Origin of the sequence: Mycoplasmopsis arginini (genome assembly GCF_900660725.1) — a bacterium.
Lineage (GTDB): Bacteria > Bacillota_I > Bacilli_A > Mycoplasmatales > Metamycoplasmataceae > Metamycoplasma > Metamycoplasma arginini.
Genome location: NZ_LR215044.1, coordinates 327,100 through 346,580, shown reverse-complemented (window position 1 = coordinate 346,580; position 19,481 = coordinate 327,100). Strand labels below are relative to the sequence as shown.

Annotated in this window: 17 protein-coding genes; all 17 read left to right on the top strand. The window is 26.2% G+C overall.

What is annotated here, in order from left to right; translation table 4 throughout:
* Positions 1 to 19 precede the first annotated feature (19 nt).
* The 17 genes from EXC38_RS01570 (at position 20) to EXC38_RS01495 (ending at position 19,281) form a co-directional block, all read left to right on the top strand.
* Entirely contained in the window at positions 20 to 793 is a 774-nt protein-coding gene (locus EXC38_RS01570) for a DNA-methyltransferase (protein WP_129694597.1), read from the top strand.
* Positions 794 to 1,050: 257 nt separating this feature from the next.
* On the top strand, positions 1,051 to 1,224 hold the full coding sequence (locus tag EXC38_RS03485; protein ID WP_165056855.1) for a hypothetical protein: 174 nt from the start codon (positions 1,051 to 1,053) through the stop codon (positions 1,222 to 1,224).
* Positions 1,225 to 1,733: 509 nt separating this feature from the next.
* Positions 1,734 to 3,269 carry an MAG3960 family lipoprotein gene (locus EXC38_RS01565; protein WP_129694596.1) on the top strand — a complete coding sequence of 512 codons (1,536 nt, stop codon included), beginning with the start codon at positions 1,734 to 1,736 and terminating at the stop codon, positions 3,267 to 3,269.
* Positions 3,269 to 3,457: a hypothetical protein gene (locus tag EXC38_RS01560; RefSeq protein ID WP_129694595.1), complete on the top strand. Its 189-nt coding sequence runs from the start codon at positions 3,269 to 3,271 to the stop codon at positions 3,455 to 3,457. The genes EXC38_RS01565 and EXC38_RS01560 overlap by 1 nt, the downstream gene beginning before the upstream one ends.
* A 126-nt stretch (positions 3,458 to 3,583) precedes the next feature.
* Entirely contained in the window at positions 3,584 to 3,844 is a 261-nt protein-coding gene (locus EXC38_RS01555) for a conjugal transfer protein (RefSeq protein WP_129694594.1), read from the top strand.
* A 13-nt stretch (positions 3,845 to 3,857) separates the two neighbouring features.
* Positions 3,858 to 5,525 carry a DNA primase gene (gene dnaG / locus EXC38_RS01550; protein WP_129694593.1) on the top strand — a complete coding sequence of 556 codons (1,668 nt, stop codon included), beginning with the start codon at positions 3,858 to 3,860 and terminating at the stop codon, positions 5,523 to 5,525.
* 9 nt (positions 5,526 to 5,534) lie between these two features.
* Entirely contained in the window at positions 5,535 to 6,014 is a 480-nt protein-coding gene (locus tag EXC38_RS01545; RefSeq protein ID WP_129694592.1) for a hypothetical protein, read from the top strand.
* Positions 6,015 to 6,024: 10 nt separating this feature from the next.
* Positions 6,025 to 6,444 (top strand): hypothetical protein, encoded by a 420-nt coding sequence (locus tag EXC38_RS01540; RefSeq protein WP_129694591.1) that lies wholly within the window; start codon positions 6,025 to 6,027, stop codon positions 6,442 to 6,444.
* An 11-nt stretch (positions 6,445 to 6,455) separates the two neighbouring features.
* Complete coding sequence (locus tag EXC38_RS01535; RefSeq protein ID WP_129694590.1) at positions 6,456 to 6,980, top strand: hypothetical protein; 525 nt, start codon at positions 6,456 to 6,458, stop codon at positions 6,978 to 6,980.
* Between the two features lie 12 nt (positions 6,981 to 6,992).
* The gene (locus EXC38_RS01530) at positions 6,993 to 7,343 is read left to right on the top strand and encodes a hypothetical protein (RefSeq protein ID WP_129694589.1); all 351 of its coding nucleotides are present in this window, start codon (positions 6,993 to 6,995) and stop codon (positions 7,341 to 7,343) included.
* A gap of 145 nt (positions 7,344 to 7,488) precedes the next feature.
* Positions 7,489 to 7,698 (top strand): Mbov_0395 family pilin-like conjugal transfer protein, encoded by a 210-nt coding sequence (locus tag EXC38_RS01525; protein ID WP_223213793.1) that lies wholly within the window; start codon positions 7,489 to 7,491, stop codon positions 7,696 to 7,698.
* A 28-nt stretch (positions 7,699 to 7,726) separates the two neighbouring features.
* Positions 7,727 to 9,358 (top strand): Mbov_0396 family ICE element transmembrane protein, encoded by a 1,632-nt coding sequence (locus tag EXC38_RS01520; RefSeq protein WP_129694588.1) that lies wholly within the window; start codon positions 7,727 to 7,729, stop codon positions 9,356 to 9,358.
* A gap of 10 nt (positions 9,359 to 9,368) precedes the next feature.
* Positions 9,369 to 12,200: an Mbov_0397 family ICE element conjugal transfer ATPase gene (locus EXC38_RS01515; RefSeq protein ID WP_129694587.1), complete on the top strand. Its 2,832-nt coding sequence runs from the start codon at positions 9,369 to 9,371 to the stop codon at positions 12,198 to 12,200.
* Positions 12,201 to 12,292: 92 nt separating this feature from the next.
* A complete protein-coding gene (locus EXC38_RS01510) occupies positions 12,293 to 12,910 on the top strand; it encodes an Mbov_0398 family ICE element protein (protein ID WP_129694586.1) in 618 nt (205 codons plus the stop codon).
* A gap of 18 nt (positions 12,911 to 12,928) precedes the next feature.
* A complete protein-coding gene (locus tag EXC38_RS01505; protein ID WP_129694585.1) occupies positions 12,929 to 16,771 on the top strand; it encodes an Mbov_0399 family ICE element protein in 3,843 nt (1,280 codons plus the stop codon).
* Between the two features lie 354 nt (positions 16,772 to 17,125).
* Entirely contained in the window at positions 17,126 to 17,938 is an 813-nt protein-coding gene (locus EXC38_RS01500; protein WP_129694584.1) for an Mbov_0400 family ICE element protein, read from the top strand.
* Between the two features lie 101 nt (positions 17,939 to 18,039).
* Positions 18,040 to 19,281, top strand: a complete 1,242-nt coding sequence (locus EXC38_RS01495; protein WP_129694583.1) for an Mbov_0401 family ICE element transposase-like protein — start codon at positions 18,040 to 18,042, stop codon at positions 19,279 to 19,281.
* The last annotated feature ends 200 nt before the right edge of the window (positions 19,282 to 19,481 follow it).

Sequence of the window (19,481 nt, the reverse complement as noted above, 5' to 3'; positions counted from 1 at the left end):
GAGGTGCTTATAACAAATTATGAATAAAGCATACTTTAACGAAGATGGATTTACCTTGTATTTAGGTGATTCAATAAAACTATTAAAAAAAATAAAACCAAAGTCTATAGATATGATATTTGCAGATCCTCCGTATTTTTTATCAAGCGGAGGTGTATCTTGTCATTCAGGAAGGCAAGTTTCTGTAGATAAGGGTGATTGAGATAAAACTGTAACACCAGAAGAAAAACTATCTTTTAATAAAAAATGGATAAAATTATGTAGAAAAGTATTAAAAGATAATGGTACACTTTGGATAAGTGGAACTTTACACAACATCTATTCGATAGGTGTTGCTTTAGAATTAGAAGGATTTTCAATTATAAATAATATTACATGGCAAAAGACGAATCCTGCACCAAATTTAGCTTGTAGATGTTTTACACATTCAACTGAGACTATTTTATGGGCTAGAAAGCAATTGACTCCAAAAAAGAAAGGTAATCATTATTTTGATTACCAATTGATGAAAGAGATTAATGACGGAAAACAAATGAAAGATGTATGGAATATTCCACTTGTTTATAAAAACGAAAAGAAGTATGGAAAACATCCGACACAAAAGCCATTGCCATTGCTTGAAAGAATACTATTAGCTGCTTCTAAAGAGGGAGATCTTATTTTAGATCCATTTAATGGAAGTGGAACTACAGGGATAGCATGTAAAAATTTAAATAGAAGATATATTGGAATTGACGAATCCAAGGAATACTTGGATTTAACAATCAAAAGATTCGAGGAAAATAAAATATAATTTTTATGGTACAATATTTATACTAATTAAATTAATTAGTAATATCGCGGGGTTGAAAAACCCTTGCCTTCCGTCTATTTGTTTCAACACATAGACAATATTTGAGGGGTTACCCCTCTTTTTTTCTTTTCTCTTTTTTAAAAGTATAAAATTTTATTATTAGCACCGCTACTAATGACCAATTTTATACTTTTATTAATAATAAATTAAAACACGCTACAAAAATAAATAATATTCAACTACCTAAAATTAACCATATGGACTTGTATTACGATTGTTGAGAAAAATATCGTTATGGTATATTTAATAACTTAAATTTCGGTCAACTACTAGAATCTGAAGAACAAGATATTAATAGTTGTTTATACATTAATAATAATGACGATAATAGTTTAACAAACGACGAAGACACACTAAAATTTAGAATGTAAATTTAAAAACAAATGAAAAACTCAGGTGATAAGGATCCTGAGTTATTTTTTCTAATAAGAAATTGTACAGCACAAAAACTATTCGTTATTTGTAAATTATGTACATAATAGATTATAATACTTTTCATTAAATTTTTTTTAAATTTATTTAAAAAAAATGATATAATTAAAGCAATAATATTTCCAAAGATTAAAAACTTAGACGTTAGGGTTTTCGTGTTAAAAAAGAGCAAGTTTTTAAGTTAAGGAAATGTATGAATAAAAAAAGAAATGGTATCTGTTTTTGAAGATTAAGAGGTCAAAAGATAAATAGTAATCATACATATTCTATTGCCTCAGCTTACAAGTGAGACAATGTAATGAAACTAGCCACAAAACACTTAAAAAGTGAAAAGTGAGACAAAATAATTGTCGAGCAAGTTAAAATCATCAAAACAATTATCCAAAATTAATTATTAGTATTAAAATTAGGTTAGCATTAAATTATTGAAAATGATAAGGATGTTAATATGAAATTAAAAAAACTATTATTACCAGGAGCTTTGCTTACTTCTTCAATTGCAGCTGCTATAACTACTTCGTGTTTTTGGGACACAATTCCTAAGAGACCTAATCCAGGAGATCAAGAGCAGGAAGGACCTAATCCTTCACCTAATCCTGGATATCCTGATGACTTTAAGCCTATTTCTGAGCCAGTTGTAAAATGAAGTTATAATGGCATAAATTATTTAGTAGCAAAAGATGATAAAATAAACCGTAAAAGGGTTTTTTATGCCGATATGGTAATGTTTAACGATTCTAAAGAATTTAAAAAATTACTACCTACATATGAACAATATGAAGCGGTAAAAAACTTAACTGATAATGAGTTTCCGACTTTTGCTGGTGCTTCACAATTTATTCGTAGCTTAGACCCTTATAAACGAAATTTAATTTGGATTTCTAAAGGTGATAAAAACTCATTAGACCCTAAAAATTTCACAATATTAGTCAAAAAAGTTTTACGCTTAATGGAAGAATCAAGAATATCTGAAGTTTTATTAAACCAAAGTGGTGAATCGTTTTTTAATGTTGCAACGCAAAAGTCTATAGAAGACGTAAAAAGGCTTTTTATGTCAGCACCAGATGAAGGAACAAAACTAAGCTGAGCATTAAAAGATAAAAGTGGCTTATTCCCTTCTATTGATTATGATATTCCATACGATTATAATCATCCTGAGGGTCATCGAACAACTAATATTAATAGAAAACTTTTTCATGTGCCTTCTGGGCTTTGAAAAATGCAAAAAAACTTTGACATTTCGGGGAATTGAGAGGCTAATCCACAGTTTTTATATCGTGAATTTGAAGCGAGAAAAATTGAACCACAGAATAAAGCTATAGATTTTGATCCATATGATTATATGTGAATTAATAAGGCTAAGGTTTATGGTATGCAACTTCCATTATATAATATGCTAATAAGTTATTTAAAGGTTTTAAAGGCTTTTACAAATGCAATTAATGCTAAGGAATATCCGACTTTAGATGATATTAATGATAATGGTTCGATTATTAATCCAAATAAGAGCTTAAGAGAAAACTTTTTCGTTAAAACTAAAGCTAACAATAATCAGAGTATTTTTCAATTATTAATGACATTAGAAAATGATGTTTTAGAGTATATGAAGTTAAAGAATATAATGGGCTTTACCGCCGAAGCGTGAAACTCACCTAATATGCAAATGTTCCCTGGCGGTGCTAATTATAATAATTATGAAACTGATTTTCGTGACGCGTATGTATGAGCACATTATCAATATCATAACTTTATTCAACCCTTAAGAATAGTTTTAGATAATAATATCGTGTATGTTGAAAATAAATACGAAGATGCTTTCGTAAAAAATACATTTAATAAGCCTTATTATGAAATGATTTGAAATAATATTAAATTCCTTGATAAATTAGATAAGCCTAGAGTAATTTCCCAAAGCGAAGCTGAAAGTAAATTTAATGAAATAGTTAAAGACTTTTCTAAGAAATTTGGATGAAAATATAAATAATGAATGATAAAGAAATAGTTCCCGCAACAGTATTTGAAGCTAACAAAAGTTTCTGAAAAAATTGTGATGAAGATTTTAAACAAAGCAGTAGGTTTTATAAAAAAAATTCCTATATTTACGCTGACAATTCTGAAACATCAGATTTACTTTTTAATAAATTAATAAACTTTGTTTTAGACAAAAAATAGACCTCTTAAATTTAGTTTTAAATAGATTATTATTTTAATTAAATTTTTTCAAATAACAGATACCAACAAAAAACATTTGTTGGTTTTTTGTTATCTTTGTTTTTAAAGTTCGAAAGGAATAAAAATATGAAAACAAACGGAATAGTAATTTTAGGGATTATATTTCTTGCGATTATCGCTTTATTAGGATTAATTTTGCTATTAAGTGAATATCGTGGATGTTTTTCAAAAGATATTAGGGTAAAAACTAATGCACGATTAATGTATAAAAAACAGTGAATAATTACCTTGATTATTGTGATATTTGCAATTTGAGGCGCAATCGCTTTAGGTGGATATTTAGCTTCCGCTAATTGAAATATCGAAAGCACAAGCAAAATTAGTTAAATGGAGATAAATAATGAGTAATAAGCAAAATATATGAGAGTATGTACTTTCTAAAAGCGACATTGTATCAATAATTTCTGACTATGTTCCATTAACAAAAAAAGGCAAAAATTATGTAGCTTGTTGTCCTTTTCACGATGAAAAAACACCATCTTTTAGTGTTAGTCCAGAAAAAAATATATTTAAATGTTTTGGTTGTGGAAAGTCTGGAAATGTAATCAAGTTTGTTGAATACAAAGATAATGTATCAGCCTTAGAAGCGACTAGGAGATTAGCTGAAAAGCAAGCTTTAAATATTTCGCAGTATAAAGATTTTTATGATAAAAGTGGTTATACTAATGAACATTTTAAAATTTTAGAAGTTAACAAAAGCGCTTCAAACTTTTTCAGATATCAAATTACGTTTGAAAGAACTACGAAGTTAGAAGAATATCTAAAGTCTAGGGATTTAAACGACGAAATTATCAAGGAATTTCAAATTGGTTTTGCTTCAAAAGATAAATTAATATATGACACTTTAAAAGAACACCAATTTGATTCTTTTGAAATTTTTAATTCTTCTTTAATTTTAAACTATGATAATAAGAATTTTTTCAATGATCGTTTAATGTTTCCTATTTATGATGAGGGCGGTAATATAGTTGCCTTTTCTGCCCGTGACATAACAGGATTACAAGAACCTAAATATTTAAATAGTGCGGAAACTATAGTATTTAAGAAAAATGATGTAATGTTCAATTATTATCATGCTAAAGATGATATTTCAAAAACAAACGAAGTTTATTTAGTCGAAGGACAATTTGACTGTATTGCATTATATAAAGCTGGTATTAAAAACGTTGTAGCTTTAATGGGTACAAACTTATCATTAAATAATTTAAAACAATTTCAAAATAAAACCATAACTTTTTTCTTAGATAATGATGAAGCAGGGCAAAATGCTACTTTAAAGAATCTTAAAACAATTTTAGAAAATAATAGAACTTTAAATATAAGCATTAACTTTGTGGCAAATTATTTAAATAAGGACCCGGATGAAATTTATAAATTAGATAAAGGTGAAACTTTAAAAAGATTATGTGATAACAAAATTGATATTGTTGAATACTTATTTAGAAAAGTTAATGAAATTAATGAAACTCAAAATAATGCTAATACAAAAAATATCGAATATAAAAAAGTTTTTGAATATATCAACTTATTAGAGCCTTCACTTGAACTTATGCTTAAAGATAAAGTAATTAATAATAAAGTTCTAAATAATGACTTATATGATTACTATAAATTAAATTTTAAGCAACGTTTTGAATCTGAAAGTAAATTTTATAAGCCTTTTTCAAAAGAGCGTTATAACGGCTTAAAAACCACCTTAAACAAAGAATATAAATACAAAGCAAATAAAGATACTATTCAAAACTTAAATAAACTAAATAATGAATATCAATTTATTTCTAATATAGTGCTTTTAGCTTTAGAGAATCCTAAATTTATAAATTATTTTGAAGATAAAAGAATCAAAAAAATTATTAAAGAAGCTGAAAGTGTAGTTAAAAATAACAAAGAGATAAATAATGATATTTTAGTTAATTTAATCGATAAAGAATTTACGCTTAAAAAAAATAAGTTTTATCCTTTTCGAAAGAGAAATAAAGAAACCTCAGATATTAAGCAAAAAATGTAAGGAGAAATTATGACTTTAAACCAAATTAGTGAAATTGAAATAATGGATTTATTTACTGGGGATGCTTATAAAGAATTTAATAAAAACCCTGAAAGATGAGAAGGCCAAACCTTTTATGATTTTTTAATAGATAATAAATTTTTTGATTATGATAATTTTGACTATAACTTAGTTGCATATGATAGAAGTAATAATAATTTATCAGAATGATTAATAAACAGCCACAAAGAAATGACAGATGCATTTGATGCTTTATATAACGAATATGAAGCTGATTTGAAAGCATCTGATTTTGTTGACGACCCTTATAGGGTAGAATCATTTTTAATAAACCAGACATTAATAAATAAATTTGGGGATATTTTTAAAGAAAAGTTTCCTAATATCGATATAAATGATGAAATTACTTTGGAAAAAATGGAAGAAGTTCATAACTATTTCGCAACATTAAAAAACCAAGATACTGATGATATCAAATTAACAATGTAAGGCGATAAAAATGGATAGAATCAAATTAGAAAAAATTGTTGATGAAATAAATGATGAACTAAGTACAGCTCATGAATCTTGGAAAGTAGAAGCAGATGCGATTAGAACATGTATAAACGAAATTATTAATGATTTAGAAGCCAAAAACATCGACTGAAAAAAATTTGAAGTTGATCAAGACAAGTGGTATGAACTTTTAGTAGATCAATATTTTGATTTACCTTCATATATTGATGAATATGATTACTTAAGAGAAAATAACGTCGATAACTTTAGATCATATTTCTATAACGGACATAGAACTATTCCTGAAATTGCACGCGAAATTTTATTTGAAAACTGTCGTAAATTTCTTTCACCAATAGAAGAAGAACTATTTAAAGAAGATACTTCTCAAGATATCGAAGACGAACCCAAATTAATAATGTAAGGAGAATAAATATGATTTTTAAATGTAAGACAATTAAAAGTTTTGATTTATATGAATATGATTATAAAAACGATAAAGAAATAGAGCCTGAAATTACCCTAGGTGAACTAAAAAACGCAGTAGATTTTCAAATAACTTCGGAAATACAAAGGTTTGGTTCACGTGCACAAACAAAAACACTTGAGGCTTTCAATGAATTAATATCAAATATCATCAAATATTATGATGAATATAAAAAAATTGACGGTAAAACTGTTGTTGTTGATGAGGATTTTGCCACTTCTAAATTATGAACCAATAATTTAGAAAATGCAATGGCAGTATATGGCGATGAATATGATTATTTAAGAGAAAAAGAAATATATGATTTAAATTATTATTATTACAAGTTTAATTCACATACAAGCACTTTAGAAGATATTGCTAAATATGAAATTGATAAAGAACTTGAAGAAACATTCGAAAGTTTAATTACTAATGTTTTTTATAAGAAAATTGAAAACCAAGATACTGACGAATCCAAATTAATAATGTAAGGAAGTGAAAAAGTGAATAGTATATTATTAACGGGAAAATTAATGTCTAATGTTTCTTTTAATAAAACTAGAGCAGGTAAGAAATATTTATTTTTTAAATTTAAATATAGACAAATGATTAATAAAGGTGATTATAAAAATTATGAACTACAGTGCATATGTTTTAAAAAAGAAATTATTGACCAAGTAAAAACTTTAAATTTAAAAGAGAAGCAAGAACTAAAAATAAAAGGGATTTTTCATATCCAAGAACTAGTTAATCCTTCTACTAATAAAAGTTCAACTTATTATTCGGTAATCATTAAAGAACCTGTTGAACTTATGAACAAAAACAAAAGCCAATCAAATAAAGAAGTATTTTAAAATGAAAACTTAGAACAAAATAAGGGAGAAATTTATGAAAAATTTAATTAGTTATATGGAAGCGGATACCGGGGGTAGTCTAAAAAGTAACTTAGGCGAGCTTGCGAGTAGAGTACAACAATATATAAACATTGTATTGGGCTCAATGACTGGTATTCTGGTATTAGCAATTATGATTATCGGTGCAATCGCCTGATTTAAAGCTTCTAAGGCTGATTCTGATGAAGAAAGAAAGCAACAACTAAAGAAAATAAAATGATTGGGATTATTTATTATCTTTATTGTTGTTGCGTGAGGAATTTCTGGAATTGTAACTACATTGTTACAAAACACTTGAGCAGTAGAAGCATCATAATAGTCTAAAAAATAAAGGAGGATAAAAAATGTTATTTAATTGACTTTTCTATGCATTTTTTTCCGCAGCTTACTATCCTTTTGTTGCACTTCCTTTAACAATAATCAAGGGTGTTGTAAGTGTATTTCGGATGATAGGTGTAGGGCTTCCACAGTATTTATTATTCGGAATCCAACCTGGCGATTCTTTTGAAAATGTAAAATTACCCTTACTTTTTGGAAGATTGGCAATAATATCTGTATTTGTTTTTGCTATTTTATTTGTAATAAGTGCTATTAGAGTTTCTTTTCAAAAAGGAGATCAACCTAATCCGATAAGAGTTGCGATGAAGAACTCAATATTAGCAACGCTGTGATTATTGGGATTACCATTATTTCTATTCTTATTTTCATTATTTTCAGGAATAATAATGGATTTACTTTTAGATCATTCAAATTTAGGGATATCAAAACAGATATTTATGTCCATTAGACAACCAGATTCTATTATTTCCATAGAAAAATGAGGAAACTTTGCTGATAATGGTTTTGCAATTCCGTCAGATGAATATGCTAATTTTTATTGAGGAGAAGGAATAAAGGTTATTTTCTTTGGCGCAGCAATATCTTTTGCAACGCTTATTCCATTAATGTTAGGAATACTAACTTTAGTCCAAAAAATATTCCAACAATTTTTCTTATTTATAATCAGCCCGTTTATAGCATCGGCCGCGATTGCTGATGATGGAAAAAGAATGAAACAGTTTCAAGACATGTACGCTGCCAAAACTTTTGCTATATTAGGATTATTAATTTCATTACAACTGTTTTCAGCATTTGTAAATAGAAGCATTGGATGGGTAAATAGTATTTCAGGTTTATCTTTCATATCAAGATTTATCATTTTATTTGCTGTGATTGTTGGTGGGGCTATTTCAATGGGCTCGATCACCACCGAAATAACTGCCTTTGTAGGCGAAAGTGCAAGCGTTCGTGAAACAATTGGCGAAACAAAAGGATTAATTAAAGCATCAATGGCTTTAGGTGGAGCTGGATGGGCTTTAGGTAAAGCAGGAGCTAAACTAGGAGGCGGAAGCGCTAGATTACTAACCAAGAAAAGCCCAATAGCGCAGAATTGATTTAATTATCGTGATAAGCAAAAAATGTTTAAAAAAGAATTCAAAGCAGGAAAAATAACACGATCAGATTTAGTTAATAAAAACTTCGAAGCTTGAAAAAAATATAAGGCAGACAAGGTCAATATTAAGCAACTCAAATGGAATAAGAAAAACGAAGGACTTATTTATCAACAATATCAAGATGCTTTAGCTAACAATCAAATTACCGAAGCTGATATTCCGGAAGTTTATAGAAGTGAAAATAAAGAACTTTTAGACTTATCAAATAGACAACTTTATAAAAAAGAAAAGAAATTACTAAAAGATTTAAACAAAAACTACAACAAAAAATTTGAATCGCAATTGACTGAAACTGAAATTACAAAAAGAGCTGAAATTAATAAAAAAATAAGTAATATTAATTATCTCGCTGATAGACATATTAAACCAGGTTCTAAGTGGAATAAGAAAATAAAGAAAATTGATTGAAAATATAATAAACCACTAAATTCAGAAGTTAATGAAGCATATAAAAAAATAATTAATAAAAATAAGAAAGACTAGAGGTAAAAACATGCTACAACCGAAAAACCTTAAAAAAGTGCAAGGTAAGTTTTGAAAAAACTTTACTTGATTAGACTATTTAGTTATTTCTATTTTAGTGATGTTCGCAATTCTAATAGGATATACCGCACTTCCGGAAAGTATTTCAAAAACAATTAAATTTATAGTTTCTATTGTTTTGACCTTAGTGTTTAGTATGCTTCTTATTAAGTCAAAAAAATATAACTGTCGTGTGTATGTTTTATTTTTTAGAATGATTAAGTTTTGATTTTCAGTTAAAAAATTTAGTAAAACAAAAACTTCACCTAAAAATTTAATTCCTTACGCTGAACTAATAGAAAATAAGTTTATCAAAACAAAAAGATTAAAAAGTGGTACAAAATTTTTCTCAGTAATCAAATTTAAGGGTAAGTCGCCTTGAAATGAAGATGATGAGGATAGAGAATCATTTTTAAAAAAATTTACTAATTTAATTGATTCTACTGATATTCATTTAAGCCTAATAAGACAAAAAGAACTTATTGACTATTCACAAAACTTTAAGTCATTAGAAGAAAATGCTAACAAAAAAGTTAATGAACTAATAGATAAAAACGCACCAGTTAATGTAATTGAAAATTATCAAAAATATTATGAATATATTAACGATGATCTAAATTTATTAGACACTAATTTACTTGTTGATATCTACTACCTAGTAGTTTATGATAAAAGTGTTTCAGAACTAAAGAAAACTATTGCTAATGCTACGACTTTCTTGAATTCTATGGATATTGAAACTAATATTCTTGAAAACTATGAAGTAATTAGTTTTTTAGCAAGATTAAATAACAAGGAATTAGATTTAAATTTAGTGCAAGAATACTTAGAACAAATTGAAGAAAACAAAAGGGAAGCGCTAATTAGAAATAAAGATAATTTTGAGTATTTAACATTTAAAGAAAAAGTTAAAGCATTTTTTGCCTTCCTTAAAAGTAAGTTAAAACTGAAAAAGAAGGTTAAACTAGATAAAACTAACATTAAAAAACCAAAATTAACACTAGATTCTATTTTAGCTAATGATAAAGTTATCTTTAAGCATAATTATTTTATTAGGGATAATAAGTTTTGCTCAATTAATACAATTTCTGAACTACCTTTAAATTTAGCGGAAGGATGAGCAATAGATTTGTTTGATAATAATTCTACTATCGTATGGAATCTAGGAATATTTAATGAAGAAATTCAAGCTACTTTATTAGACAAGACTTCAAAAAAGATGGTAGATAATTCAAACTTAGTTAAGTCCAAATATTATCAAAAGGCTGGAGGCCTTCAATTAGAAGCTATTGAATATTTGGAAAACCAACTTCAACTTGATAAAAATGTCTTAACTAATAGTTCTTTAATGATTATTAATAGTGCTGATAGTTTAAAAGAACTTAGAACTATCGAAGCTAAAATATTTGCTAATGCTAAAAGAAATAAAATTACAATTAATCCAGTTCCATTTAGGCAATTTGAAGCTTATAGCCAAGCCTGTTTAATTACAACTAATAACTTAAATGAAGCTATTCCAATGAGTTCATATAATGTTGCACACGGATGACCTTTTGAAAATGAGGAAAATAATGATAAAAACTTCTTTATTTTAGGGGCAACTGCTTCTACAGGGGAACCAATTATCTTTGACCAATTTTACAAGGGGTCCTCAAGAAGAGTTAATTATAATATGTTTTCTGTAGGATCTTCAGGAAAAGGGAAGTCAACTGACGTTAAAAAAGCTGTTTTAGGTCATTTAGCACAAAACAATAAAGTTTACATTATCGACCCACAAAATGAGTATTCAATTTTGGGAAAAAAATTTGGAGCAACAATTATCGATTTAGGATTAGGTTTTAATACTGTTATTAATCCTTTAGAAATTCAAACGCAACTTTTTCAAGATGATGAAGAACTTTCTATTAAGTTAATCGTTAATAAACATTTAGAGTGAGTTGAATCGTTTTTTAGGCTTATAAACCCCGATTGAACCATCGACCATATAGTTTTAGTAATGAACTTTGTTCGCGCGTTATATGACAAATTAGGTATATATAAACTAAAAACTTTGGATGAACTTAAGAAAATTAAGTATCCGATAATGTCTGATTTAATAAAAGCCATTAAAAATTATAAATTTATCGATGAAATTGAGAAAAATAGAAAGCAAGAAACCATTTTGAGAACATATGAAAGATTATCCTTCTTATTTGAATATAATGGGAAATATGAACATATCTATAATGGCCAAACTAATTTAGATTTATCTAATGATTTCATTATCTTTAATACTCAAAAACTTTTTGATACTGGCGACGGTAGCGGAAGAGTAGGACTTTTTGTATTATTAACTTTCATTCAAAACAAAATATTTAATAATGTTATCGAAACCCCAGATAAAAACTCACTTTTAGTAATTGACGAGTTGCATATGTATATCGATCCAAATAACTTTACAACATTAAATTTCGTTTACACAATGACAAAAACAGTTAGAAAATTTAATGCAGGGATGATACTATGTACGCAAAACCCTTCGGATTTCTTAGGAAGTTCGATGATTACTAAAAAAGCTGAGGCTATCTTGCAAAATTGTCAATATTCCAAGTTTTTTGGTTTAAAACAAAAAGATTTAGAAGCCGTTAATGAGATGTTTAAAACTTCCGGAGGATTAAATAATTCTCATCTTAATTTTTTAGCAGATGCGGAAATAGGAAACTTACTATTTAGCTTACATATGTATTCGAAAATAAAGTCACAAATTTATTACAACGATTTTGAAAAAGAGCTATTTTTCGTAAAAGGTCATATCGGAAATTAATTACGTATGCCTACGCGTATGCGTGTGCATAATGCGTGTATGCGTATGCGAGTATGAACAATAATATAAAAACTATAAAAAAGGAGTAAATTATGCAAAAAGAATCTACACAAAATGAAAACCAAACCAAAAAAAGAAGAGACGTTAGGGTAACGTTCAGATTATACGACGCAGAAGATATCGTGTTTTTTGAACGATTTAAAAAAGAATTAATAGCTACCGGAGATACTTTATCATCAGCAATCGCCGGCATTATTCGGAATCATTTATTAGAAAGAGAGAAAAAGGTTGTTTGAAAACATTTACAAGATGATATGTTTTATGCCTTTAGAAAAGCACTTTTTGCATCATTAATACCTTTTTCTAACAAAATAAATGAAAAAATAGACGGAGTTTTGATAGAAAACAACATAATTAACACTAAATTGAATATGTTATTAAATGCTAATTCACAAAAAACAACTTTAAATGAAGAACTTTTAAATTATAATAGCAAGAATTTAACAGATGAACCACAAGTTTTTGAAAATGCAAGGATAGTTTTAACGGCTAAATTACAAAAAGAAAGAGAGAAAAAGAAGATTAAAGCAAAAGAAATAGAAAAAGCGCAAAAAAACTTTGAAAATTATTCAAAAAATTCAGATAATCTAGACCCAGAAATATTACAAGATTTTAGGGATTCAGAAGATATTTACGACGATGATTTATAAGTGATTAGAGGATAAAATATGAATAAATTACAAACTTTATTAACGGCTTTAGAAATATCATTATTACCAATAGGCGCTGCTGTTGTTGCTCCTTTGGTTGATGAACTTGCTGAAGCAATTAGAAGTACATCATTAGATAGAAATGAATATCATAATTTTCCCAATGAATTAAGATCTAAAAAATTAAAACCTATTCACATAATTAATAAAACTTTACCATATCAAAATTTAAAAATTAAGAATGATTTTGATCTTTATGATTGAAATGTTCAAGAATCACCAAGACAATATAGAAAAAATAGGGAAAATGCTTCCAAGACAATTAGCAGTACTAGTTTAGATACACTTTTATCAAGAATGGAAACCTATATTATTAATTTTGATAAAGAAAAATATAAAAGATTAATAAATATCCAATTATCAGGTTTTGAAAATTTTGAAAAACACAATTTTAGTATTACTTTAAAGGCATCAAATGCACGCTTTTATGAAACAGCACGTCAAACTCAATATCTTAATCCGGAACTAACTTCTTTAACTTTTTCGGCCTCAGCAACAGTTGAAAAAGCACCTAATGATGCTAAATATGAAATTGTATGAAATAAATGAATACAAAGTGTTTTACAAAGAACAGAAAGTTTTACTATTTCAAGCGATACTGGAGGAGATTTATCTTATGTAGAGCAAAATATTGAATACAAAGATAATGTGAAAAGTAATATTGATTATTTAAATGAATATATTAGTGATTTAAATAAAAGAGCCCAAACTATTATTGATGAAAATTTCTTAAAAATAAGTTTTAAAATAGTGGATGCTAAAAATAATAGAATTAATTTATATTTAAACTTTCCAAATGAAAGAAAGTATCTTTTAGCTTCTAATATCAAGATAAATTATAAACAAACCAGCAAGTATGACTTAAAAAAATTACCTGACAAATTAATTATTAAAACAGGTAAATGGGTTGATTTTGAGACTAATACAACAGCTTTAGTTGATGACGTTTTAGTTCCTGATCCCAAGGATATAAAACCTAAGAAATTAACCGGAAAAGAATGATGGGGAGGTCGCTGAATCGCTCATACACCGCTTTCTTTAAGTTTTACTGCATCTTTAGATGAAACAGAAGTATTATTAATAAATGGTAAAAGAATTGATGTTTTAGACCAAACCTTCGAAACTGATTTAGTTGACAAACGAAGAACACCGGATGATAAAGAAACGCAACTAAATTATGGCATTTCAGATGATGAAGATATTGAACATAATGAAGAAAATTCTCATAAAAAAAATGAGTATAAAATTGAAATTATTAAATATAAAACTCCAGGAAATTTAGAAATTGAATTTAGATATACAAAAGTTATTGTTATTGATTCCCGTTCATCAGCTGCAAACTTTAAGTGATATGCTTGGGACCCGGCAAATAATCCTAATCAACAAATTTTAATTGAACCTTATTTAAAAGATGAAAAAGGAAATAATGTTGTTGATAAAAATGGGGTTTTTGTATTAAACCCTAAATACGACCCAGCTATCGATAAACAAACTGGTACTAAAAAACAATTAGTATGGTTCTCATTTAGTGATATGAAAAATGCTGGTAGAACTTTATTTGACGCAGAAGATGAAAAAAATACCAAAAATAATTCTTTTGCTAGATATTATAGCGAGGCTAAAAAAGCAGATTATTATTCTAAGTCATTATTGCCATATAATTCAAAAACATTATTTGTTCCACATAATGATCTTGAGAAATTAGATGCTGGTGTAATAATGGAGGCTAGTGTTTTAGGTAAAGGGGCTTTAATGTCATTAATGGGTAATAATGAAAACTTTACGTTATTCAAATTAAATGAAAGTGGTTATTTTACAAAAATAGATGATAAATATTACAAACAACTGATGACAAAAACAGGGGAAAGTTCATATTTTAGTAGCTCAGGAATATGGCTTTTTGTTTCTAATACCGAAAAATCAATTAGTAATTACAAACTTGTTTTAATAAAAGAAGAATCTGATCCACAATCTTACTTTACTGATAATATATCTATCTCTGAACACATAACACCACTTTTTCAAACTAATCAAGGTAAAAAGTTTTATCATTTTTTAACAAAAAGAGGCTTATCAGCAAAAGATATATACTCCTTAAATTATGAAGATGCTATGGAATATTATAAATTGTATATTAATGCACTATATAATAATGCTAAATACAGCAACCATATTGTTATCACACCTAAATTTAAAAAAATAGCAGATAATACATATACTACCGAAGAATTTCAAAATAAATATTTTAATAATCATAAATTATTTGAAACTGATTTAGTTGATGATTTTGAAAATAAAGACTTAGTAGCAGTTTCAAATATTTCATTTAATGAAGAAAAAACCGGAATTTATGTTAGTTTTTCTTTAAGAACACATGAAAATATTTATTCATTATCTTCTAATAAATACTTTATTCCAATTAAATTTAGGGATGTTGAAATGCAAGCTAAACAAATAATTAATTTAAATATCAATAAAAAGTATTTTCTAGATTTAGCTAAAAATACTTATATTAATGAATTTGTTGAAGCAATTGATAGAAAACAAATTTTTGACTTAAGTGATGAGTATTTTGCAAAAATTGATATTACTTTAATTTTTTCACCAACCGAAAAAACTTTAAATATTAGAGTTAAATTGTTAGATGAATTTGTCAAAAAATATGTATTACAACCACAAACAAGTTGAACATTCTTTTTAGATAAATTTAAAACTGATGATAAAAGTGTTGTTGATATCTTTAAAAATTTAAAATTAACCGAAATAAATTTAAGCGGAATAGATGATCTGGAAGTAGCTAAGAATTTAGTTCAAAGTAAAGTTGAAGAGGCTTTACCTAATTTAACAATAAATGAAGATTATGTAATCAAAAATTTAGAAACCGCCGTAAAAGAAAGATTAATTCCCCAAAGCGGTATTAATGAATTTAATCCGCCTTTCTTTTCTAATTTAATATTAGAGGCCTTAAAAGATAAAATTGGTTATAAAAAAATAAGAATAATTAATACTGTTGATAAGTTAATTACTAAAGATTATGATTTAAGTATAAAAAAATTACCTGATACGGAAATAAATGAAAATAAATTATCAAAAATAAAGAAAAAAGTTATCGAAATAGTTAATAAAAACTTCGAAGATGAAGAGTTTGAACTTGATAAAGATATTATTATTACAAACTTTTCAGAGGGTGTATCAGCATTAACCAGAAGTAATAATACATATACTTTTATTATTAAAGGATTAAATTATAAAATTAAGAATCAAACAACTATTAATATAAAAAATGTAGCTTCTCGTGTTATAGATGATACTAATAATAATGATCCAGAGGATAATCCTATTGATAATAATGAAGATGAATCTTTCAGCCTTAAAAATTTAAAATTAAATAATTTATCATTTAAAGAGTACGTTGCAAGTGTCTTAAAAAATAGAATAATTACAGAAATAACAAGTAATTTATCTAAAATTTACAAGCTAGAAAAAGATTTAGATTATTATATCAACAATAATGAACTTAATGAACTAGTAAAAAAATTAATTAAAAAGTCTGATGTGCCTTTATCAGGAAAATTAATAATTCATTCTATAAGTCCCAAAACTAAAAATAGTAGTTCTATTACTATAAGCAATTTTAATAAATTTTATGAACCAAGTGATGATTTAGAAGAAAATGATAAAACAGAATTAAAAAAGACTTTAATGATTATCTTCATTCCACTTGCTGTGTTTAGTTTAGTTGTAATTTTGCTAGTTATATGATTAATTTATGTAAGAAAAATTAAGAATAAAGTATCATAATTTTTTACAAAAATATAATTTTTATGGTACGATGTTTATACTAATTTAATTAATTAGTAATATTGCGGGGTTGAAAAACCCTTGCCTTCCACGGGTTTATTTAATAAACGACGTGATATTTTGAGAGGTTATCCCTCTCTTTTTTTATCTTTATTTAATATAAAGTATAAAATTTTTATGATATAATTTGTATGTGAAAATTATATGGGTGGTGCATTAAAAGCACGGGCCCCGCTGGACTTGAAAAAGTCCTTGCCATCCACCACTTTATTAAATTAATGTGGTGATATTTAATGAGGGGGTTATTCCTCTCTTTTTTATTATCAAATTTATATTTAAAATTTTAGGAAAAATATGTTAGGTAGAATTTTAAAAACAAAACAAGAAATATATAAAATTTTCCCCATATCTAGAAATAATAATTTTTCGCCTATAGAAAGCTGAAATAGTAAAACTTCAAGACCCTTTGTAGTATTCTATACTAATGATAAGGTTTATTATTTATCAGTTAAATCTTTAACAAAAGAAAATGAAAAACAAACATTATTAGACAAAAACAATTTAATACTTCCTCAAGGGATATATGATGATGATCACCCGTCCGTAATAAATTGTGGGTCGATAAATATTATGGATAGAGCTTTATTCGAAAAAATTTATAATGTGAAACACTATAAAAATAATTATTTTTTAGAAAAAGAAATTTATTGCCAAGTTATAAATAAACTAAATAACAATCTAGATAATTTAGTGTATCATGAAGTAGATCATATAGATTTTGAAAATAATAAGACGATCTGAAAAGCTGGGGATTTTCATAAAGAACATAGAAATATTATGGAATTTATTATTCCAGAAAGTTTACGTATTTTAAAAGATGATGATATTTGAATTAGCACCGCTTCTAATGACCAATTTTATACTTTTATTAATAATAAATTAAAACACGCTACAAAAATAAATAATATTCAACTACCTAAAATTAACCACAATAGTATTTATTATTCTTTTTGAGAAGAGTATAAGAATGATAATAAAGCTATAAGCGATATTAATAATTTTGGAGAGTTTTTAGAAATAGCAGAAAGCGATCCAAATACTTTTTTATACCTCAAACCTGAAGATAAACAACCCACGGACGAAGACACGCAAAAATTCAGAATGTAACTTTTTATAATATAATAAATATATGTTAAAGCAAAAAAACAAAATAAAAAATTTAGCTACCTTTAACTAGGTAGTTTTTTGTTATCTTTAGGGGATAAAAAATGGAATTTCAAATAGATATATTTAACGATAATTTTGATTTTATGAAGGAATTATACCAGCAAAAAGTTAATGAAATTAATAAGCAAGAAGAGGACTTTAGAACTAATTTACGTTTTAAATTACATCCTAACTGGAAAATAGCTAGAAGGCTAAAAAGACAATGAATTACCTTTGCTGGTATATTTTTTCTTAATTTAACTATGTATGAATATATAGATGAAAAAACTCAAAAAAAGAAAAGAATTACATACTATCATAATGAAAAATTAAGGGAACTTTCTACCTCAAAGTATGATAAAGATATCATAAAATTTTGCATAAAAAACTCATTAGAAAATATACCTAATCCTTGCTATCTAAAAAAATATTTACCCTCAAAACAGCTACTAAATTTATATATGAAAAAATGAAAAATTCAGAAACAAATTGAAGAAAAAAATAGAGAATTAATATCTGAAAAAAGTAATAATTTTTCTAAGTTAAATGAGGATATTTTTTTAGAAATTGATGACCTTTTTATTAAGCACAAACAAAATTTTAAACTAGAAAAAATGAGAGTTAGAGAGGTTATTTTACATACTAAAAATTGCTTTCAAAACCGTAATATTTTATGTATGTTTTTCACTAAAAATATTAACGAAAAAACTAACGAAAATAACGATCTAAATTATGTTATTAACAAGGTCAAAGAACAGCTAGAAAACATTAATTTAAGAGATAATAATATAATAATAAATGGAGATGGAGCTAGATGAATGTATACCATTTCTGATAGCTTAAATGCGATATTTAATCTAGACTATTTTCATATTAAAAAACAAATAAATAATACTTTTAGTTTTAATAAATTTGCTACAAAAATGAATAAAAAATATTTCAAAAATTGATTATCTTCAAAATATAAATTACCTTGAAATTACCTTTTTGCAGAAGCTATAGATATTAGAAACTTTAATTATTTTTATGATATATTTGAAAATTTAAACGACGAAATACCCAATAAGAATCTTCCCCATGAAATTAAAAAGAATATAAAAACTTTTTGAAAATATATTATTTCTAATGCTAAATCTATATTTGATAATCCCACTATAAAAAATAGTAGTTATACAGAACATTTTGTTTACCACACTTTTAAAAGGCATATAAAAAAGCCTCACGCTAGGTTTGGCTTTAAAACTATAAAGATGAAAATTATTTACAAAAATGTACAAAATGGGCTAGGAACTATAATTTTTTAATTTTTTGATATTTTTTTGTAGGCGCACTTTTGCGCCATATTAGTTGTCATAAATAACTATTTTTTAATATATATAAAATATATATTAATATTTTTGCTGGTGCAACATCAGAGACAATTTTGAGACAAAATTTAAAATGTGGCGCAAAGTGGCGTCAAAAATAATCTTAATTTTTTAAAAATCTATTTATATAATTAATT